We start from the raw sequence: 17,887 nt of genomic DNA, 5'->3' as shown, positions 1-17,887 counted from the left end.
GACGAGCGACGGGGCCGCGGACCGCACGACGAAGGAGAGACCGGATGGGGAGCGGTGGCATATCGAGGAACTCCCGGCTGCTGGTGATCGCCGTGGCGATCGCCGCGCTGCTGATCGCGGTGCATTCCGTGCTCAGCCAGCTGTCCGGGCCGAAGATCTACGACGCCGGCAGCACCGAGATATCCGTCGGGGCCGGCGAGCACTTCGCGGTCCGGGTGCCGGACGACCCGGCCGACGGCCGCCACTGGATCATCGCGGGCCCCCGTCCCGATCCGTCCGTGGTCGAGCCCGCGGGAAGCCACCTGGCGGCGGACGAGAAGCCGCCCTCGGGCGCGGGCGGCTCCCGCTACTTCGACTTCGGGGCGACCGGCACCGGCCGCACGGACCTGCGGCTGCTGCGCTGCCGGCGGTGCGCCCCCGGGGCGGCCGACGAGGAGGGCGCCCGGAGCCTCAATTTCCGCGTCACCGTCCACTGAGGGGCCGCCCGGGCCCGGAACCGTCCGCCCGAGGCCCCCGGCGGGCCGGGCCGTGACCGGAGTCGGCCGTCGGCGGACACCGCGTGATACCCGTGGTTAGCATGAGGGAGCGGGCCAGGGTTGACGGCCGCGGACTTCCGGCCACGACAGGAGCTGAACGATCACCATGAGTGAACGGAGCGCGCTGCGGTCGAGGCTGGAGGCGCTCACCCGGGAAGTGGTGAAGTTCGGCGCGGTCGGCGGTGCGGGTGTCGTCGTGAACTTCGTGGTGTTCAACCTCGTACGACACCTGACCGAGATCCCGGTCGTCCGGGCCAGCATCGTGGCGACGGTCGTGGCGACGGGCACCAACTACCTCGGTTACCGCTACTTCACCTACCGCGACCGCGACAAACAGGGCCGCACCAAGGAGCTCACGCTCTTCCTGCTGTTCAGCGTCGTCGGCCTGGTCATCGAGAACGGCGTGCTCTACGCCGCGACGTACGGTTGCGGCTGGGACACCCCGCTGCAGAGCAACGTCTTCAAGTTCGTCGGCATCGGCATCGCCACGCTCTTCCGCTTCTGGTCCTACCGCACCTGGGTGTTCCAGGCACTGCCCGCGCGGGCGGCCGTGGAGACCGCCGAGTCGTTCCTGGCCGAGGGCGCCGACCGCCCGGCCAGGGCCAGGAGCGCCTCCCGCAGGTGACGGAACGGCGCCGCACTCCTCGGCGCCCCGCTCCTCGCCGGATCGGCCCCCGACGGATCAGTCCTCGACGGACTCCGCCTCCCGCGCGAGGAACAGCGCGAAGACCGGCGGATACTGCTGGAGCAGCTCCAGGCGCCCGCCGTCCGCCTCCGCCAGATCGCGGGCGACAGCCAGGCCCAGCCCCGTGGAGTTACGGCCGGAGACGGTCCGTTCGAAGACCCGCGAGCCGAGGTCCGGCGGCACTCCCGGGCCTGCGTCGGTGACCTCGACGACCGCCTGGTTGCCGGTGACCCGGGTACGCAGCGCGACCGTTCCGGCGCCGTGCATCAGGGAGTTCTCGATCAGGGTGGCCAGCACCTGGGCGACCGCGCCCGGGGTGCCCACGGCGCGCAGCGCCTTCTTCCCGGAGCGGACGATGGCGCGCCCGGCGCTGCGGTAGGCCGGCCGCCACTCCTCGACCTGCTGCTTGACCACCTCGTCCAGGTCGAAGGCCACCGCCGAGCCGCTGCGCGGATCGCGCGAATTGGTCAGCAGCCGCTGGACGACGTCGGTCAGCCGCTCCACCTGGGTCAGCGCGATGGTGGCCTCCTCCTTCACGGTGTCCGGGTCGTCGGTGACCGTGATCTCCTCCAGCCGCATGGACAGCGCGGTCAGCGGCGTGCGCAGCTGGTGGGAGGCATCGGCGGCGAGGCGGCGTTCCGCGGTCAGCATCCGGGCGATCCGCTCGGCGCTGGCGTCCAGCACATCGGCGACGCGGTCGAGCTCCTGGACGCCGTAGCGGCGGTGGCGGGGGCGGGGGTCGCCGGAGCCCAGCCGTTCGGCGGTCTCGGCGAGGTCGGTGAGCGGAGCGGTCAGGCGGCGGGCCTGGCGTACCGCCAGGATGACGGCGGCGATGATCGCCAGCAGCGCGACGGCCAGGATGACCAGCAGCGTCCGGCCGATCTCCGCACTGACCGTGGAGCGGGACTCCTGGACCATGACGGCCTCGCCGCGGTCGCCCTTGACCTCCGACTCGATCACATCGCCCGACGGGCGGTGCCCGATCTCGATGGACGCCTTGCCCGGCACCCGGATCTCCGCGTACCGGTGGGCGGTGATCTGCTCGGAGAGGATCTCCGGGGTGATCTTCTCGCCGCTGCCCAGCCGGCTCTCGACTATCCCCACCAGCCGGACCGCTTCCGACGCCACGCTCTCCTGCGCGCCCGCCTGGATCGTGCGGGTCTCGACGATGACCAGCGAGATGCCGAAGACGGCGATGACGACGAGCACCACGGCGAGCGTGGAGTTGATCAGGCGGCGGCGCACGGGCCCCTAGCTCTTTTCGAAGCGGAAGCCGACACCGCGGACGGTGGCGATGTAGCGGGGGTTGGCGGCGTCGTCACCGAGCTTCTTGCGGAGCCAGGAGATGTGCATGTCGAGCGTCTTGGTGGACGACCACCAGGTGGTGTCCCAGACCTCGCGCATCAGCTGGTCGCGGGTGACGACCCGGCCGGCGTCCCGCACCAGGACCCGCAGCAGGTCGAACTCCTTTGCCGTCAGCTGGAGTTCGTCGTCGCCCATCCATGCCCGGTGGGACTCCACGTCGATCCGGACGCCGTGCGTGGCGGGGGGCTGTTGGGGCTCGGCGGTGGAACCGCGGCGCAGCAGGGCCCGCACGCGGGCCAGGAGTTCGGCGAGCCGGAAGGGCTTGGTGACGTAATCGTCGGCGCCGGCGTCCAGGCCGACGACGGTGTCCACCTCGTCGGCGCGTGCGGTCAGCACCAGGATCGGGAAGGAGTGGCCTTCGTTGCGCAGCCGGCGGGCGACCTCGAGGCCGTCCATGCCGGGCAGCCCCAGGTCGAGCACGAGCAGGTCGATGTTTCCCTGGAGACCGGCGTCGAGCGCCGTAGGGCCGTCCTCGCGCACCTCGACTTCGTAACCCTCGCGGCGCAGTGCGCGGGCGAGCGGCTCCGAGATGGACGCGTCATCCTCGGCGAGCAGTACACGGGTCATGCGCCGATGGTAGTCCGAGGTGGCCTGACCCAGGGGCGGACCAGCACGTACGGGCGACGACCGGCCGTTCCGCTGCGGGCCGCCCCCGCGAGCCGCACACCGGGGCGAAGGCCGGGGCATCCGACGGTTCCCGGCGACAGTGTGAGCGTTGTCTCATGACACCCAACGGCGGCGGTACGAGACGTATGGTGTCGGGACGTCCATCGCACAACCTACGGGCCGCTGACTCTCAACTGGCGTCAACGGTCCCTGTTGTGTGCGGGGCTGGAACCACCAGCCCCGGTACACAGTGACTGACCTGTCGACCGGGTCCACCGCGCGAGCAGCACGGGGGCGTGGATCCTGGTGTACGACCGTCCTGCCGGTGCCGTGCGGCACCGAACCCCCGGACGTGGGGGCGGGCATGTCGACGCCGGTGCCGGTCATCCCCCACCCGGGCGCGCAGCGGGTTTCCGAGCGCGTCCCGCGAGCAGACCAAGGAACCACCATGGCGTCCAGCCTGACGAAGGACGCGGCCCGGCAGGGGAACCCTGCAGACGGCGGCAAGACCTTCTTCGGCCACCCCCGCGGACTGGCCACACTCTTCATGACCGAGATGTGGGAGCGCTTCAGCTTCTACGGCATGCGTGCGCTGCTGGTGCTGTATCTGATCTCCGGCGGCCCCGACGCCAAGCCCGGAGCACAGGGCGGCGGCCTGGCCATGAACATGGCCACGGCATCGGCCATCTACGCCGTCTATCTCGCGATGGTCTACCTGCTGGCGATGCCCGGCGGCTGGTTCGGCGACCGGGTCTGGGGCCCGCGCAAGACGGTCGTCGTCGGTGCCGGCACCGTGATGGCGGGCCACCTGGCGCTGGCGATCCCCGGTCAGGCGATGTTCTTCGCCGGCCTGGGTCTGGTCGCCCTCGGCTCCGGTCTGCTGAAGGCCAACATCTCGACGATGGTCGGCCACCTCTACGACGGGCCGCAGGACCCGCGCCGTGACGGTGGCTTCACAATCTTCTACATCGGCATCAACGTCGGTGCCTTCGCCGCCCCGCTGGTCATCGGCACCATCGGACAGAGCGTCAACTGGCACCTCGGCTTCGCCGCCGCCGCGGTCGGCATGGGCCTGGGCCTGGTGCAGTTCCTCATCGGCACCCGCAACCTGAGCCCGCACAGCGCCGTCGTGCCGACCCCGCTGGCCGCCGAGGAGCGCACCGCCTGGCTGCGCAAGGGCCTGATCTGGCTGGCCGTCGCCGCGATCTTCTACGCCGTGGTCGTGGCCACCGGCACCTTCACCCTGAACTGGGCGCTCGTCCCGATCGCCCTGCTCGGCCTGATCATCCCGATCTCCGTGCTGATCCGCATCAAGCGCGACAAGGAGCTGACCGAGACCGAGCAGATCAAGGTCAGCGGCTACGTCTGGTTCTTCGTGGCCGCCGCCGTGTTCTGGATGATCTTCGACCAGGCCGGTTCGACGCTCAGCGGCTTCGCCGAGAAGAACACCGCGGACCACATCGCGGGCCTGGGCTTCCCGTCCACCTGGTTCCAGTCCGTCAACCCGCTGTGGGTCATGGCGCTGGCGCCGGTCTTCGCCTGGCTGTGGCTGGCCCTGGCCAAGCGCCTCAAGGAGCCGGGCACCCCGGTGAAGTTCGCCGCGGCGATGGTGCTCATCGGCGCCTCGTACTTCGTCTTCATCGCCCCGATGCAGATGTCGACGGACGGCACGAAGGTCAGCCCGATGTGGCTGGTCGTGGTCTACATGATCCAGACCATGGGCGAGCTGTGCCTGTCCCCGGTCGGCCTCTCGGTGACCACCAAGCTGGCCCCGGAGAAGTACGCCAGCCAGATGCTGGGCGTCTGGTTCCTCGCCGTCACCGCCGGTGACTGCTCGATCAGCCTGCTCTCCAGCGCGGGCGTGGACCTCAGCGGCACCGGTGTGCTCGCGGGCGAGGCGGCCCTGGCCGTCCTCGCGGGAGCCGCGGTGTGGCTGAACCGCAAGAAGATCGCCTCGCTGATGGGCGACGTCCACTGACGCCTCCCGCACGAAAGGGCCCGGTACGCACTGCGTGCCGGGCCCTTCCCGTGCCGGCCGCCCTCCGGCGCGGCCTACGAAGACGCGCCGGGCGGCTCGTGCGGGCGTGCTAGCGGCGCAACCGCCGCCACGGGGTGAAGGTGAAGACCGCACCGCCGAGCAGGATGACGGTGCCGGCGACGAGGCCGAGGGCGGTCAGCGCGCCGTGGTCGGCGGCGCCGGTCTCGGCGAGGCCGCCGCTCCCGCCGGACGCGGTGGGGGACCCCGCGGTGCCTCCCGTCGTGCCGCCCGACGAGCCACCCGTCGTGCCTCCGGACGCACCGCCCGGCTGCGCCGCGGTGTCCAGCGTGAGCGAGGCGCCCGGGTCCTTCTCGGGCGTGCAGGTCGTGGTCGTCCCCAGGGCGTTGACGGTCAGCACGCCCGGCGTCAGCGTGGCCCTGCCGGTGGCCCCCGGCTTGTAGGCGCCCTTCAGGTCGGGGATCTCTATCGGGTCACCGGACTTGATGGGCTTGTCGTTGGCCGGCCCCGTCACCTTGACGGCTCCCTTGTCCGCGCCGCCCACCGCGACGTCCATCGACGGCTTGACCGAGCCGGCCGGAATGTCCGCCGGGCTGTCCATGACGGACTTGCGGAACTGCACCGTCAGGTCGTAGCCGCCGCTCTTCTTCACGGCGTCGATCTGCACGGGCGAGGTGGCCTTCTTGTCCCCGATGGGCGTCTTGCAGGCGTACGGGACCTCGACCTCCTTGCCCTTGTACGCGGTGCCGTCGGGGTCGCCGCCCGAGCCGCCGGTGGAGCCGCCGGTGGAGCCGCCGGTGGATCCGGCGCTCGTGCCGCCGGTGGTGGCGCCGCCCGAGTCCGTGCCGGCGGACGTTCCCCCGTTGCTGGTGCCGCCGGCGGCGCCGCCGCTCGTCGTACCACCGCCGGTCGTGCCACCGGAGCCGCCCCCGCCGTCCGTCACCTTGATGGTGACCGCGGGCTGCACCGTCTCCTTCGGCGAGCACTTGGTGTCCGTGGAGATCGGCTTGTTGACGTTGATGTTGTAGAAGCCGGGCGACAGGGTCACCTCGCCCGGCTTCTCCAGCTTCAGCTTGCCCTTCATGTCCGACAGCTTCATCGGACTGCCCTTGGGGATCGGCGGATTCTGCCGCGGCCCGGACATCGGCAGCTCACCGGTCTGCGCCCCGGCCACCTTGATGGTGCCGGTCGGCTGGACGGTGTCCGCCGCCAGGTCGAGGATGTCCGGGTTCTTGGACGCCCCCTCGACGGTCTTCCAGACCACCTCGATCTCCTCGCCGACCTTGGCCGTCGCGGGCGCGCTGACCGCCACCTTCGTGGTCCCCTCGATCGGCGGCAGCCCCGATATCGGCGGCGGCAGACACTCCGTCTTGTACGACACCTCCGCCGCCTGGGCGGGTCCGGCCAGCGACAGCACACCCGCACCCGCGAGCGCCAGCGCGGCCGCCGAGGCCACACCCGCTCTCCTCCGGTGCCTCATCAGCCTCATCAGCGTCATTACGCAGAACCTTTCGAGGTCGGTCGTTCGGTTGATGTGGTGGTGGACGGTGCGGTGTCCGGGGTGAACCACGGCAGCGCGGCACGGTCGCCGGGCTGCCGGGTCACACTTCGTTTCCTGGTGGTGCGTCGGCGGCGGGCGGGGGCTGCCGGGCCGCGCGGGCGTACCCGGTCCACGATCGCCATCCCGACGCGGAAGACGGCCGTGGGGATCACCAGGCACAGCAGCACCCAGAAGAGCGTCACGCCCCACGGCCTGCCGACCCCCCACGGCTGCTCGACCAGGACCTTGCCGCCGTACCGGAGAGAGACCAGATAGTCACCGTGGGCCCCGGCGGCCAGCTCCACCGGCAGCTTGACCTCGGCCTTCTTCCCGGCGGGTACGGTGCCCCGCCACTGCTGGTCCTCCCACTTCGGCGCGTAGACGCCGTGCGAGGTCCCGACCTGGAAGACGGGATTCCTGGCGGGCGTCGACCCGAGATTGCCGACGGTGAACGTCAGCTCACGCTGCGGCGGTGCGCCGAACCACGTCAGCAGCCCGCTGCTGCCCGCCAGCCGGGGCGCCGCCAGCACGGTCAGCCGTCCGCCCGCGCTCTCCTTGGGCAGCGGTGCCACCGGATGCCCCGCCACCATGAACGCGGCATCCGCGGCGTCCGCCGCACCGGTCACCGTCGCCACATGCACCACACAGGGGCAGGGCTTGGGCGGTTCGGCGACCGGGAGGCGTTTGCGGAAGGCCCCGTGCGCGTCGGTGGTGACGGCCCGCCCGTCACCGTTGGCGCAGGAGTTGGTGCCGCCGATCATGTTCTGGCCGCAGATCAGCAGCGTGAGCAGCGCCTTGGCCCGCCAGCCGCGCCCGGTCACGGTGATGCTGCCGCCCTTGCCCGCCTCCTTCCCGGAGAGCTGGACGGAGGGCCGCCCGGCGGGCTCGGAGCCGACGGCATGCGCGGCGGCACCCGGGAACAGGGACAGGAACAGCACGGCGCAGAGGGCGAGCGCGGCGGCGGCCCGGCGTCCGGGGGCGGCCCGGCGCGCGGCGCGGGCGAGCGCGATCGGGCTCGTGGTGGTGGGGTCGGTGCTGGTCGGGCTCGTGGTGGTGGGGTCCGTGGTGGGGTCCGTCTCCGTCTGGCCGTTCACGCTCGCGCTCCTGATCCCGGTGCCGATTCCGATCCCGTGCCGGTTCCCGCTCCCGTACCCGCCAACTCCCGCTCCGGGGCGCCCGTCCGGGCGGCACCGGGCCGGTCCCCCGCGCCCCTCTCCGCTCCGCCCGCCCGACGCGCACGCCGCTTCCGCAGCAGGAACACCCGTCCGCCCACCGCCAGGGCGGCCGCGACCGCGGCCGCGGCGGCGGCGCCCCACGGGATCGCGGTGTAGCCGGCCGTCGCCGATCCGTACGCCCCGCCCTCCGCCGTCGCCGTCACCGCCACCTTCACGGCGTCCAGACCGGGCGCGTCCGGCCATTTCTCGGTGCGCTCGACCCGCCGTCCGGGGCGCAGTCCGCCCGGCAGCGAGCGGGCGGGCCGGCGCAGCACCTCACCGAGGACGCCGTCGGCGCGCACCGCGACCCGCGGCCGGAGCACGGTGTTTCCCCGATTGACCAGCGCGTACCGGATGACCGCCCCGTCACCGCTCGCCCGCACCGACACGCTCTCGACGGTCAGCGCCGAGAGCGTCGGCCCGGTCACCCGCAGATGCACCGGCACCCGATCCCGCGGGCCCGTCGTGCCGCCGCTGCTCGCCACGATCGCGCCGGAGCGGCTGCCGGGCGCCGCGCCCCGTGGCACGGTCACGGTGAACGGCACGGCCGCCCGGGTGCGCGCCGGCACCCTCACCTCCGGGGCCGCGAGCCTGAGCCACGATCCGGTGCCGGAGCCGCGCAGCCGCACGGTGACGGTCCGGCCGGAGGGGTTGGCCAGGGACAGCCGGTCGGACAGGACGGTGCCGGGTGCGCCCTCCAGGTAGAAGTACGGACGGTCCTGCGCGCCGGGCCGGGCGCCCCCGCCGGGCGCGGGTGCGGCGGACCACCCCGGTGCGGCCGGCCGGGCCACGGCCGGGGCGGGGCACAGCACTGCGGTGGCGGTCGCGAGAACGGCGGCACCGACCGCTGCACGGGTACGGAACGGCATCGGCGGCTCCTGGTGCTGGGGCTCGTACGGAGGGCGGGGCACGCCCCGTGTCACGCCCGCTGGTTGCGGCGGGTCAGCCAGAGCGCACCGGCCGCACCGGCCAGCAGCACGGTGCCGCCGAGGGTGCCCAGGGCGACGGCGGAGTCCGCGGGTCCGGTCTGCGGCAGCCGGCCACCGGAGGAACCGCCCGCGTCCGAACCGCCGGTGCCCGCCGAGGAGCCGCCCGAAGATCCGCCCGAGGCGCCGCCCGATCCCTTGACGTCCAGGGAGAGCGAGGGCTTGGGACTGTTGCTCGGAGTGCAGGTCGTGGTCGTGCCGAGGGCCTTGATGGTGAGGGTGGCGGCCGTGAAGGTCACCTTGCCGTCGGCCTTGGGGGTGTAGGTCCCGCTCAAGTCACTGATCTTGATGGGGGTGTTGGCCGGAATCGCCTTGTCGTTGGGCGGCCCGGCAACCGGCACCGTTCCGCTGTCCGCGCCGCCCAGCTTGATCAGGGCGCTCGGTTTCATGGCGCCTTTGCCCAGTTCGACGGGGCTGGAGGAGACGCCCTTCTGGAAGGACATGACGAGCTTGTACGCCCCGCCGCTCGGGGTGGACTTGATGTCGATCGGCGACACCGCGCCCTTGTTGCCGATCGGCGTCTTGCACTGGTAGTTGACGTCGACGACCTCGGCGTGTGCGGCCGGTGCGGCGAGCAGCACCGCGGACCCCGCCGTCATCGCCACGGCCACGGCCAGCCGGGCCGTGCGGCGCGGGCGCCTGCCGTGTGGTTCACAGAAGCGGGCCACCTCGAACTCCCCTTCTCCCGGGTAGCGCACCGCCGGATGTTACTGACGGCACATCAGATTGGCCGTCAAGGTACGCCCGGGGCCTTGCCGAGGGAAGGCACAGCACAGCCCCGATCGGAGCGGGTGGACGGGTATACGACAAAGCGCGGGTCCATGGACCCGCGCTCAACTCTTCGCTTGCCGCCCGAACTTCAGGACGGAGCGGCGAGCTCCGCCCAGACGGTCTTGCCCGCACCGTCGGCGTTACGGACCACGCCCCAGTCCAGACACAGGCGCTGCACGATGAACATGCCGTGCCCTCCCGGGCGGCCCGGGCGGTGCGGGCTGCGCGGCGCCGGCGAACCGGCACCGAGGTCGCTGACCTCCAGGCGCAACACCTTGGAGGCGCACCGCAGCCGCAGTTCCTCGGGACCCTCGGCGTGCAGACAGGCGTTGGTGACCAGCTCGGACACGACGAGCAGCACATCTTCGGCGGCGGCCCGCTGATCGGCGCCGGCGGCCGGCAGCCAGCCCCAGTCGTGCAGGGCCTCCCGGGCGAAGTCGCGACCACGTGCCACGGCGCCTCGGGCGCCCGCCAGACGGAGTCGTCGCACCTGGCCTGCCGGTACGGCGCCCTGGGCGGCGGAAGCACCCGGGCCACCCGACTCCGGGCCAAGATCGCCCGGCGGGTACGGCCGGGTGGTGCTCATCAGCGCTTCACCTCACCGATTCGCCTTTTCACGGAAAACAGATACCTGACTGATTCAACGGATTCAGATGTCTCCTGCCCGACCGGACCGTGAGAACACCCACTTCTTGGGTACGGAAGTTGTGACGCGCACTACGCGCCCGGAGCACCGTCGCCCGGGCGCCTCGTCACGTCAGTCGGCCAGGGCCGCGTCGAGCGTGTCGTGCACGGTGAATACCGCCTCGGCGCCGGTGATCTCGAAGACCCGGGCCACCACCGGCTGCATCCCGGCCAGGTGGACCCCGCCGCCCGCGGCCTCGGCCTTCAGGCGGGCACCGAGCAGCACATTGAGCCCGGTGGAGTCCATGAATTCGAGGGGTGAGCAGTCGACCACGAGGCGTGCGTATCCGTCGTCCACGCACCCCTCCAACGACTCACGCAACAGATCCGCGGTGTGGTGATCGAGCTCACCCGCGGCGGTCACCACCGCACTGGTGCCGTGATGCCGGATCGCGACGTGCAGCCGGCCTCGGCTCGCACTGCCGACCGTCCCGCGGTCCATGTGCTCGCTCCCCTCTTGCTGTCTCGGCGACTGAAAAGCTGATGACTGCGCAGGTCGAACACTACGCCCTCGGTCCGCGCAGGGGTAGCCGAACAATCCCCATATAGCACGAGATATGGACAACACGTACTTGCCATCTTCATGCAAAGCCAGGTAGGCGTAGACGGAGACACATTCGAAACGGCCGGCTTTGGAGGCGCCGCACACCGCAGCTTCACGTAGAGGCATCGGCAGCCATATGCCGAGAACGATGGAGGACACATGTCACCCCGGCTCGACGAACTGCGCACCGACGACATCCGGCAGCACACATCGTCGACACCCCCGTCCGACCCGACCGGGCTGCTTCCTTCCCAGTCGGCGCCTGCCCAGTCGGAGCCTGCCGAATCCGATGTGGCGGGACTCTTCGAGATCGACGGCCTGCCCGAGATCCCGCCCTTCGACGAGGTGGGCCCGGTGGACGCGCGGGCCCTGTCCAAGACCCTCTTCGAACGGCTGGAGAAGCTCGAGGAGGGCACGCACGAGCACGCGTACGTCCGCAACACCTTGGTCGAGCTCAATCTCGCCCTGGTGAAGTTCGCGGCCTCCCGGTTCCGCTCCCGCAGCGAGCCCATGGAGGACATCGTCCAGGTCGGCACCATCGGCCTGATCAAGGCGATAGACCGCTTCGAGCTGAGCCGTGGCGTCGAGTTCCCGACGTTCGCGATGCCGACCATCGTCGGCGAGATCAAGCGCTTCTTCCGCGACACCAGCTGGTCGGTGCGCGTACCGCGGCGTCTGCAGGAACTGCGGCTGGACCTCGCCAAGGCGGGCGACGAACTCGCCCAGAAGCTGGATCGCGCCCCCACGGTGAGCGAGCTCGCCGAACGCCTCGGCATCACCCGGGACGAGGTCGTGGAAGGGATGGCCGCGAGCAACGCCTACACCGCGAGCTCGCTGGACGCCCAGCCCGAGGAGGACGACAGCGAAGGCGCGCTGGCGGACCGCATCGGCTACGAGGACAACGGCCTCGAAGGCATCGAGTACGTGGAGTCGCTCAAGCCGCTGATCGCCGAACTCCCGTCGCGGGACCGCAAGATCCTGTCGCTGCGCTTCGTGGCCAACATGACGCAGTCCGAGATCGGCGAGGAGCTGAACATCTCTCAGATGCACGTCTCCCGGCTGCTCTCGCGCACGCTGGTAAAGCTCCGCAAGGGCCTGATGGTCGACGAGTGACCGTCCGCGGTCGCGCCGCCATGACCGGCAGCCGCCCGTGCAGAGGAGGGCCTGCCCCGAGGGTTTCGGGACGGGCCCTCCTTTGCTGTGCCCACGGCTGTCCGACGGGACCCTGGGCGCGGGACATTCCGGATGCTCAGACCGGAAGTCCCTTGTGCCACACGGCCGATACGAGCGGTACGCCCGGCCGGTAGGCGAGGTGGACGTGCGAGGGGGCGTCGAGCAGGGCGAGGTCGGCGCGGGCTCCGGGGGTGATCCGGCCGACGTCGGTGCGGCGCAGCGCGCGGGCGCCGCCCTCGGTGGCCGACCACAGCGCCTCGTCGGGTGTCATCCCCATGTCCCGGACGGCCAGGGCGATGCAGAACGGCATGGAACTGGTGAAGGAGGAGCCGGGGTTGCAGTCCGTGGACAGGGCGACGGTGGCGCCGGCGTCGAGCAGCGGGCGGGCGTCGGGCCACCGGGCGCGGGTGGAGAACTCGGCGCCCGGCAGGAGGGTGGCGACGGTGTCGGACTGGGCCAGGGCGTCGATGTCGGCGTAGCTGAGGTGGGTGCAGTGGTCCGCGGAGGCGGCGCCGACCTCGACGGCGAGCTGGACGCCGGGGCCGTGCCCGAGCTGGTTGGCGTGCACCCGGGGCACCAGGCCCCTGGCCTTGCCCGCGGTGAGGATGGCGCGGGCCTGGTCGCCGTCGAAGGCGCCCTTCTCGCAGAACACGTCGACCCAGCGGGCGTACGGGGCGCAGGCGTCCAGCATCGGGCCGGTGACGAGGTCGACGTAGCCGGCCGGGTCGTCGGCGTAGTCGGGCGAGACGATGTGCGCGCCGAGAAAGGTGACCTCGTCGGTGTGCTGCGCGGCGATGCGCAGCGCGCGGGCCTCGTCCTCGACGGTGAGGCCGTAGCCGGACTTGGTCTCCTGGGTGGTGGTGCCCTGGCGGAGCCCCTCGGCGAGGTAGCGGGCGACGTTGGCACCCAGCGCCTCGTCGGTGGCGGCGCGGGTGGCGGCGACGGTGGTGCGGATGCCGCCGGCGGAGTACGGGCGGCCGGACATCCGGGCGTTGAACTCCGCGGTGCGGTCGCCGGCGAAGACGAGGTGGGAGTGGGAGTCGACGAAGCCGGGGATGCCGGCCCGGCCGCCCGCGTCGACGGCGTTGTCGGTGGCGGGTGCTTTGCTCGAGGCACCGACCCAGGCGATGCGGTCGCCGTCGATGACGACCGCGGCGTCCTGGATCAGGCCGAGGGGGCCTTCACCGAGGGAGGGGTCGTTGGTGACGAGCTGGGAGATGTGGGTGATGGCGGTGGTGGTCGGCGTGGAAGTCGTCGTCATCGCGGGGGTGTTCTCCTTCAGCCGCGTACCGCGGCGATGGACTCTGCGAGGGCGGTGGGTACGTCGGGGACAAGGGTGTGCACACCGTCCCGGACGATCTGCCGGCCGCCGACGATGGTGTGCCGTACGTCCGCCGCGGAGGCGGCGAATACGGCCGTTTCGGCGGCCAGCCGGGGCAGTGGTCCGGCGGTGCGTACGGAGTCCAGTGCGATCGTGGTGAGGTCGGCGAGCGCGCCGGTCTCCAGGGTGCCGGCGTCGTCCCAGCCCAGGGCGGCATGACCGTCGGCGGTCGCGGCGCGCAGCAGGGCGGCGGCCGTCCAGTGCCCGCGGGTGCGGGTGCGCAGCCGTTCGTCGAGCTCCATGGCGCGGGCCTCTTCGAGCAGGTCGATGACGGCGTGGCTGTCGCTGCCGAGGGAGAGGGGGCTGCCGTGGCCCTGGAGGTCGGCGGCCGGACCGATGCCGTCGGCGAGGTCGCGCTCGGTGGTCGGGCACATGCACACACCGGTGCGGGTGCCGCCGAGCAGGCCGATGTCCTCGGGGGTGAGGTGAGTGGCGTGCACGGCGGTGGTGCGCGGGCCCAGCACCCCGTGGTCGGACAGCAGTCGAGTGGGAGTGCGTCCGTGGGCCTCGTGGCAGGCGTCGTTCTCGGCGGTCTGCTCGGAGAGGTGGACGTGCAGCGGGGCCTGCCGCTCGCGGGCCCAGTCGGCGACGGTGCCGAGCTGCCCGGCGGGGACGGCGCGCACGGAGTGGACGGCGGCGCCGATGCGGGCGTGTGCGCGCTCCTTGAGGGCGTCGGCGCGCTGGGCCCAGCGCTCGGCGGTGCCGTCGGAGAAGCGCAGCTGGTGGTGGTTGGGCGGGGCACCGAAACCGGCCGAGAGATAGGCGGTGTCGAGCAGGGTGATGCGGATACCGGCGTCCTCGGCGGCGGAGAGCAGCGCCTCGCCCATGGCGTTGGGGTCGTCGTAGCGGGTGCCGCCGGGCGCGTGGTGGAGGTAGTGGAATTCGCCGACGCAGGTGATGCCGGCCAGCGCCATCTCGGCGTACGTCGCGCGCGCGAGCGCGTAATAGCTGTCGGGAGTGAGCTTGTCGGCGACCTCGTACATCACCTCGCGCCAGGTCCAGAACGAATCCGGCGCCCGCTCCACGCCTTCCACCGTCGCAAGTCCCCGCCGCTGCGGGGGTGATCCGGTGCCGGAGCCGACCTGGACCGTGCCGCGCAAGGCGCGGTGGAAGGCATGCGAGTGGGCGTTGGCGAGACCGGGGAGGGTCAGGCCGCGCAGCGCGGTGGCGCCGGGCGGCGGGGTGTCCGCCCCGGTGCGGACGGCCGTGATCCGACCGTCCGCGATGTCCACGGCGACGCCCGACTCGACGTGGGTGCCGAGCCAGGCGAGTTCGAGCCAGTACGTCGTCGGTGTTGCCTGCGTGGTCAGTGGCACGCCAGCCCTTCCAGTACGTCGGCGAGTGCGGTGACCCCGGCGGCGCAGTCGTCCTCGCCCGCCGCTTCGGCGGGCGAGTGCGACACCCCGGTGGGGTTGCGGACGAACAGCATCGCGGTGGGGACGGTTCCGGACAAAATACCGGCGTCGTGCCCGGCGCCGGTGCCCAGGACGGGCACGGGCCGCTCCCCCGACTTGCCGAGGATCGCGCTCAGTTCGTCCCGCAGGGCGTGCTGGAACTCCACGACGGGGGTGAAGGATTCACGGACGACGGTCAGGTCCACGCCGTCGCGGGCGGCGCGTTCGGTGGCCGCCCGCTCGATCTCGGTGATCACCGTGTCCAGGGTGTCCTGGTCGGCGGCGCGGGCGTCCAGCCAGCCCTTGACCAGCGAGGGGATGGCGTTGACGCCGTTCGGCTGCACGCTGATCTTCCCGAACGTGGCCAGGGCGCCGGCCAGCCGGGCCCGCTCGCGCGCGGCGAGCACGGTCGCGGCGTAGCTGAGCATCGGGTCGCGGCGGTCCTCCAGGCGGGTCGTCCCGGCGTGGTTCGCCTCGCCGTGGAAGTCGAACCGCCAGCGGCCGTGCGGCCAGATGGCGGAGGCGATGCCCACCGGGTCGCCGGACAGGTCCAGGGCGCGCCCCTGCTCGACGTGGAGTTCGACGAACGCGCCGATCGCGGCGAGCCGCTCGGGGTCCGGACCGATGGCTTCCGGGTCGTGTCCGGCGCGCTCCATGGCCTGCGGCAGGGTGGTGCCGTCGCCGTCGCGCAGTCGGTGCGCGGCCTCGGTGGTCAGTGCCCCGGCGGCGAGCCGGGAGCCGACGCAGGCCAGGCCGAAGCGGGCGCCTTCCTCGTCGCCGAAGTTGACGATCGCCAGGGGCTTGGTGAAAGCCGCCCCTCTCCGGCGGAGTTCGTCCAGCGCGGCGAAGGAGGAGACGACACCCAGCGGCCCGTCGAAGGCGCCGCCGTCCGGTACGGAGTCCAGGTGGGAGCCGGTGACGACGGCGTCGCCGGGGGCCACGTCCCGATGGCCGGTGGCGCCGAGCCAGGCCCACTGGTTGCCGTTGCGGTCGAGCTCGTAGGCGAGCCCGCGGGCCTCGGCCTGGGCCCGGAACCACGCGCGGCATTCGGTGTCCGCGCCGGTCCAGGCGTAGCGGCGGTAGCCCCCGGTGGAGGAGTCGCGGCCGATGGGCCGCAGCTCCTGCCACATCTCGTGGAACGAGGCGGTCACGCGCCCTCGCCTTCGCCCTCGCGCATCGGGATGCGGACGCCGCGCTCGGCGGCCACCTCGTCGGCGCGCTCGTAGCCCGCGTCGACGTGCCGGATGACGCCCATCCCCGGGTCGTTGGTCAGTACCCGGCGGATCTTCTCGCCGGCCAGCGGCGTGCCGTCGGCGACGGTGACCTGGCCGGCGTGGATGGAGCGGCCCATGCCGACGCCGCCGCCGTGGTGCAGCGAGACCCAGGAGGCGCCGGAGGCGACGTTGACCATGGCGTTGAGCAGTGGCCAGTCGGCGATGGCGTCCGAGCCGTCCTTCATGGCCTCGGTCTCGCGGTACGGCGAGGCGACGGAGCCGCAGTCGAGGTGGTCGCGGCCGATGGCCAGCGGGGCGCGCAGGGTGCCGTCGGCGACCATCTCGTTGAAGCGCTCGCCGGCCTTGTCGCGCTCGCCGTAGCCGAGCCAGCAGATCCGGGCGGGCAGGCCCTGGAAGTGCACCCGCTCACCGGCCATCTTCATCCAGCGGGCCAGCGACTCGTTCTCCGGGAAGAGGTCGAGGATGGCCTTGTCGGTGGCCGCGATGTCCCGGGCGTCACCGGAGAGGGCGGCCCAGCGGAACGGCCCCTTGCCCTCGGCGAACAGTGGCCGGATGTAGGCGGGTACGAAGCCGGGGAAGGCGAAGGACCGCTGGTATCCGGCGAGTTGGGCCTCACCGCGGATGGAGTTGCCGTAGTCGAAGACCTCGGCGCCGGCGTCCATGAAGCCCACCATGGCTTCGACGTGCCGGGCCATCGATTCGCGGGCCCGCTGGGTGAAGTCGGCGGGCTTCTCCCTGGCGTAGGCGGCCATGTCGGCGAAGTCGATGCCGACGGGCAGGTAGGCCAGCGGGTCGTGGGCGCTGGTCTGGTCGGTGACGATGTCGATCGGCGCGCCCTCGGCCAGCATCTGCGGCAGCAGCTCGGCGGCGTTGCCGAGCAGGCCGATGGAGAGCGGCTTGCGCTGGTCCCGGGCCTCGACGGCGAGCTGGAGGGCGTGCTGGAGGCTGTCCGCCTTCACGTCCAGGTAGCGGTGCTCGATCCGGCGCTCGATGGCGCGCGGGTCGCAGTCGATGCAGAGGGCGACGCCGTCGTTCATGGTGACGGCGAGCGGCTGGGCGCCGCCCATGCCGCCGAGGCCGGCGGTGAGGGTGATCGTCCCGGCCAGTGTGCCGTTGAACTTCTTGGCGGCGACGGCGGCGAAGGTCTCGTAGGTGCCCTGGAGGATGCCCTGGGTGCCGATGTAGATCCACGAGCCGGCGGTCATCTGCCCGTACATGGTCAGGCCGAGGGCCTCCAGGCGGCGGAACTCCTCCCAGTTGGCCCAGTCGCCGACGAGGTTGGAGTTGGCGATGAGCACCCGGGGGGCCCATTCGTGCGTCTGCATCACGCCGACCGGCCGACCGGACTGGACGAGCATCGTCTCGTCCTGCTTGAGCGTGGTGAGTGTGCGCACCATCGCGTCGAAGGAGCGCCAGTCGCGCGCGGCCTTGCCCGTGCCGCCGTAGACGACGAGCTGGTCCGGGTGTTCGGCCACCTCCGGGTCGAGATTGTTCTGCAGCATGCGCAGCGCGGCTTCCTGCTGCCATCCCCGAGCATTCAGCTCCGTACCGCGCGGTGCCCGCACGGGTCGCGGTCCCGACATGGGCCGTGCCTCCCTGACGTCGAATGGATCGAGCTATTCACATCTTGGCGTCGCTGAATAGGACTAGTCAACAGGGCGCGGCAACCCAGTGCCGGGAACCGCACCAACCGGCCACGGCGCCCGCTTCGCGGCCACGCCCGAACGGAGTTGTCCACAGGCACGGGATCCGACTTGCCCATGGGGAAAGTCGGCGC

The 17,887-nt window shown here is 72.0% G+C and carries 16 protein-coding genes; 4 read left to right on the top strand and 12 right to left on the bottom strand.

The features are described from left to right. Positions 1-44: 44 nt before the first annotated feature. On the top strand, positions 45-476 hold the full coding sequence (locus ACGFML_RS33280) for a protease inhibitor I42 family protein (RefSeq protein ID WP_393549368.1): 432 nt from the start codon (positions 45-47) through the stop codon (positions 474-476). A gap of 166 nt (positions 477-642) precedes the next feature. Then, the gene (locus ACGFML_RS33275; RefSeq protein WP_393549367.1) at positions 643-1,161 is read left to right on the top strand and encodes a GtrA family protein; all 519 of its coding nucleotides are present in this window, start codon (positions 643-645) and stop codon (positions 1,159-1,161) included. Positions 1,162-1,218: 57 nt separating this feature from the next. On the opposite strand, the gene ACGFML_RS33270 is transcribed toward ACGFML_RS33275, so the two are convergent. After that, a complete protein-coding gene (locus tag ACGFML_RS33270) occupies positions 1,219-2,466 on the bottom strand; it encodes an ATP-binding protein (protein WP_393549366.1) in 1,248 nt (415 codons plus the stop codon). A 6-nt stretch (positions 2,467-2,472) separates the two neighbouring features. Beyond that, positions 2,473-3,153: a response regulator transcription factor gene (locus tag ACGFML_RS33265; RefSeq protein WP_046927718.1), complete on the bottom strand. Its 681-nt coding sequence runs from the start codon at positions 3,151-3,153 to the stop codon at positions 2,473-2,475. Between the two features lie 487 nt (positions 3,154-3,640). Here ACGFML_RS33265 and ACGFML_RS33260 point away from each other — a divergent pair, with 487 nt between their 5' ends. Then, complete coding sequence (locus ACGFML_RS33260; protein ID WP_393549365.1) at positions 3,641-5,170, top strand: peptide MFS transporter; 1,530 nt, start codon at positions 3,641-3,643, stop codon at positions 5,168-5,170. A gap of 109 nt (positions 5,171-5,279) precedes the next feature. Here ACGFML_RS33260 and ACGFML_RS33255 read toward each other — a convergent pair whose 3' ends face one another. The 6 genes from ACGFML_RS33255 to ACGFML_RS33230 all read right to left on the bottom strand — a co-directional run bounded on the left by ACGFML_RS33255 (position 5,280) and on the right by ACGFML_RS33230 (position 10,825). Then, positions 5,280-6,668: a hypothetical protein gene (locus ACGFML_RS33255; protein ID WP_393549424.1), complete on the bottom strand. Its 1,389-nt coding sequence runs from the start codon at positions 6,666-6,668 to the stop codon at positions 5,280-5,282. 17 nt (positions 6,669-6,685) lie between these two features. Beyond that, a complete protein-coding gene (locus ACGFML_RS33250) occupies positions 6,686-7,738 on the bottom strand; it encodes a hypothetical protein (protein ID WP_393549423.1) in 1,053 nt (350 codons plus the stop codon). Between the two features lie 80 nt (positions 7,739-7,818). Next, complete coding sequence (locus ACGFML_RS33245) at positions 7,819-8,811, bottom strand: hypothetical protein (RefSeq protein WP_393549364.1); 993 nt, start codon at positions 8,809-8,811, stop codon at positions 7,819-7,821. A 50-nt stretch (positions 8,812-8,861) separates the two neighbouring features. Continuing rightward, positions 8,862-9,596 carry an LPXTG cell wall anchor domain-containing protein gene (locus tag ACGFML_RS33240; protein ID WP_393549422.1) on the bottom strand — a complete coding sequence of 245 codons (735 nt, stop codon included), beginning with the start codon at positions 9,594-9,596 and terminating at the stop codon, positions 8,862-8,864. Positions 9,597-9,787: 191 nt separating this feature from the next. Continuing rightward, entirely contained in the window at positions 9,788-10,285 is a 498-nt protein-coding gene (locus ACGFML_RS33235; RefSeq protein WP_393549363.1) for an ATP-binding protein, read from the bottom strand. A 171-nt stretch (positions 10,286-10,456) separates the two neighbouring features. Then, positions 10,457-10,825: an STAS domain-containing protein gene (locus ACGFML_RS33230; RefSeq protein WP_393549362.1), complete on the bottom strand. Its 369-nt coding sequence runs from the start codon at positions 10,823-10,825 to the stop codon at positions 10,457-10,459. A gap of 261 nt (positions 10,826-11,086) precedes the next feature. Here ACGFML_RS33230 and ACGFML_RS33225 point away from each other — a divergent pair, with 261 nt between their 5' ends. Further along, positions 11,087-12,040, top strand: a complete 954-nt coding sequence (locus ACGFML_RS33225; protein ID WP_393549361.1) for an RNA polymerase sigma factor SigF — start codon at positions 11,087-11,089, stop codon at positions 12,038-12,040. 136 nt (positions 12,041-12,176) lie between these two features. Here ACGFML_RS33225 and hutI read toward each other — a convergent pair whose 3' ends face one another. Genes hutI through hutU form a run of 4 tightly spaced genes read right to left on the bottom strand, consistent with a single transcriptional unit; the run spans position 12,177 to position 17,693 of the window. Continuing rightward, on the bottom strand, positions 12,177-13,361 hold the full coding sequence (gene hutI, locus ACGFML_RS33220; protein WP_393549360.1) for an imidazolonepropionase: 1,185 nt from the start codon (positions 13,359-13,361) through the stop codon (positions 12,177-12,179). Between the two features lie 17 nt (positions 13,362-13,378). Then, positions 13,379-14,797, bottom strand: coding sequence for a formimidoylglutamate deiminase (locus tag ACGFML_RS33215; protein WP_393549359.1), 1,419 nt, complete (start codon positions 14,795-14,797; stop codon positions 13,379-13,381). Continuing rightward, positions 14,788-16,005, bottom strand: coding sequence for an allantoate amidohydrolase (locus ACGFML_RS33210; RefSeq protein ID WP_393549421.1), 1,218 nt, complete (start codon positions 16,003-16,005; stop codon positions 14,788-14,790). The genes ACGFML_RS33215 and ACGFML_RS33210 overlap by 10 nt, the downstream gene beginning before the upstream one ends. 17 nt (positions 16,006-16,022) lie before the next feature. Then, positions 16,023-17,693: a urocanate hydratase gene (gene hutU / locus ACGFML_RS33205; RefSeq protein ID WP_393549358.1), complete on the bottom strand. Its 1,671-nt coding sequence runs from the start codon at positions 17,691-17,693 to the stop codon at positions 16,023-16,025. Between the last annotated feature and the right edge of the window lie 194 nt (positions 17,694-17,887).

Source organism: Streptomyces sp. NPDC048650 (assembly GCF_043199095.1).
GTDB lineage: Bacteria > Actinomycetota > Actinomycetes > Streptomycetales > Streptomycetaceae > Streptomyces.
The sequence above is the reverse complement of the archived record's forward strand: the minus strand, read 5'-3'. Positions and strand labels throughout refer to the sequence as shown.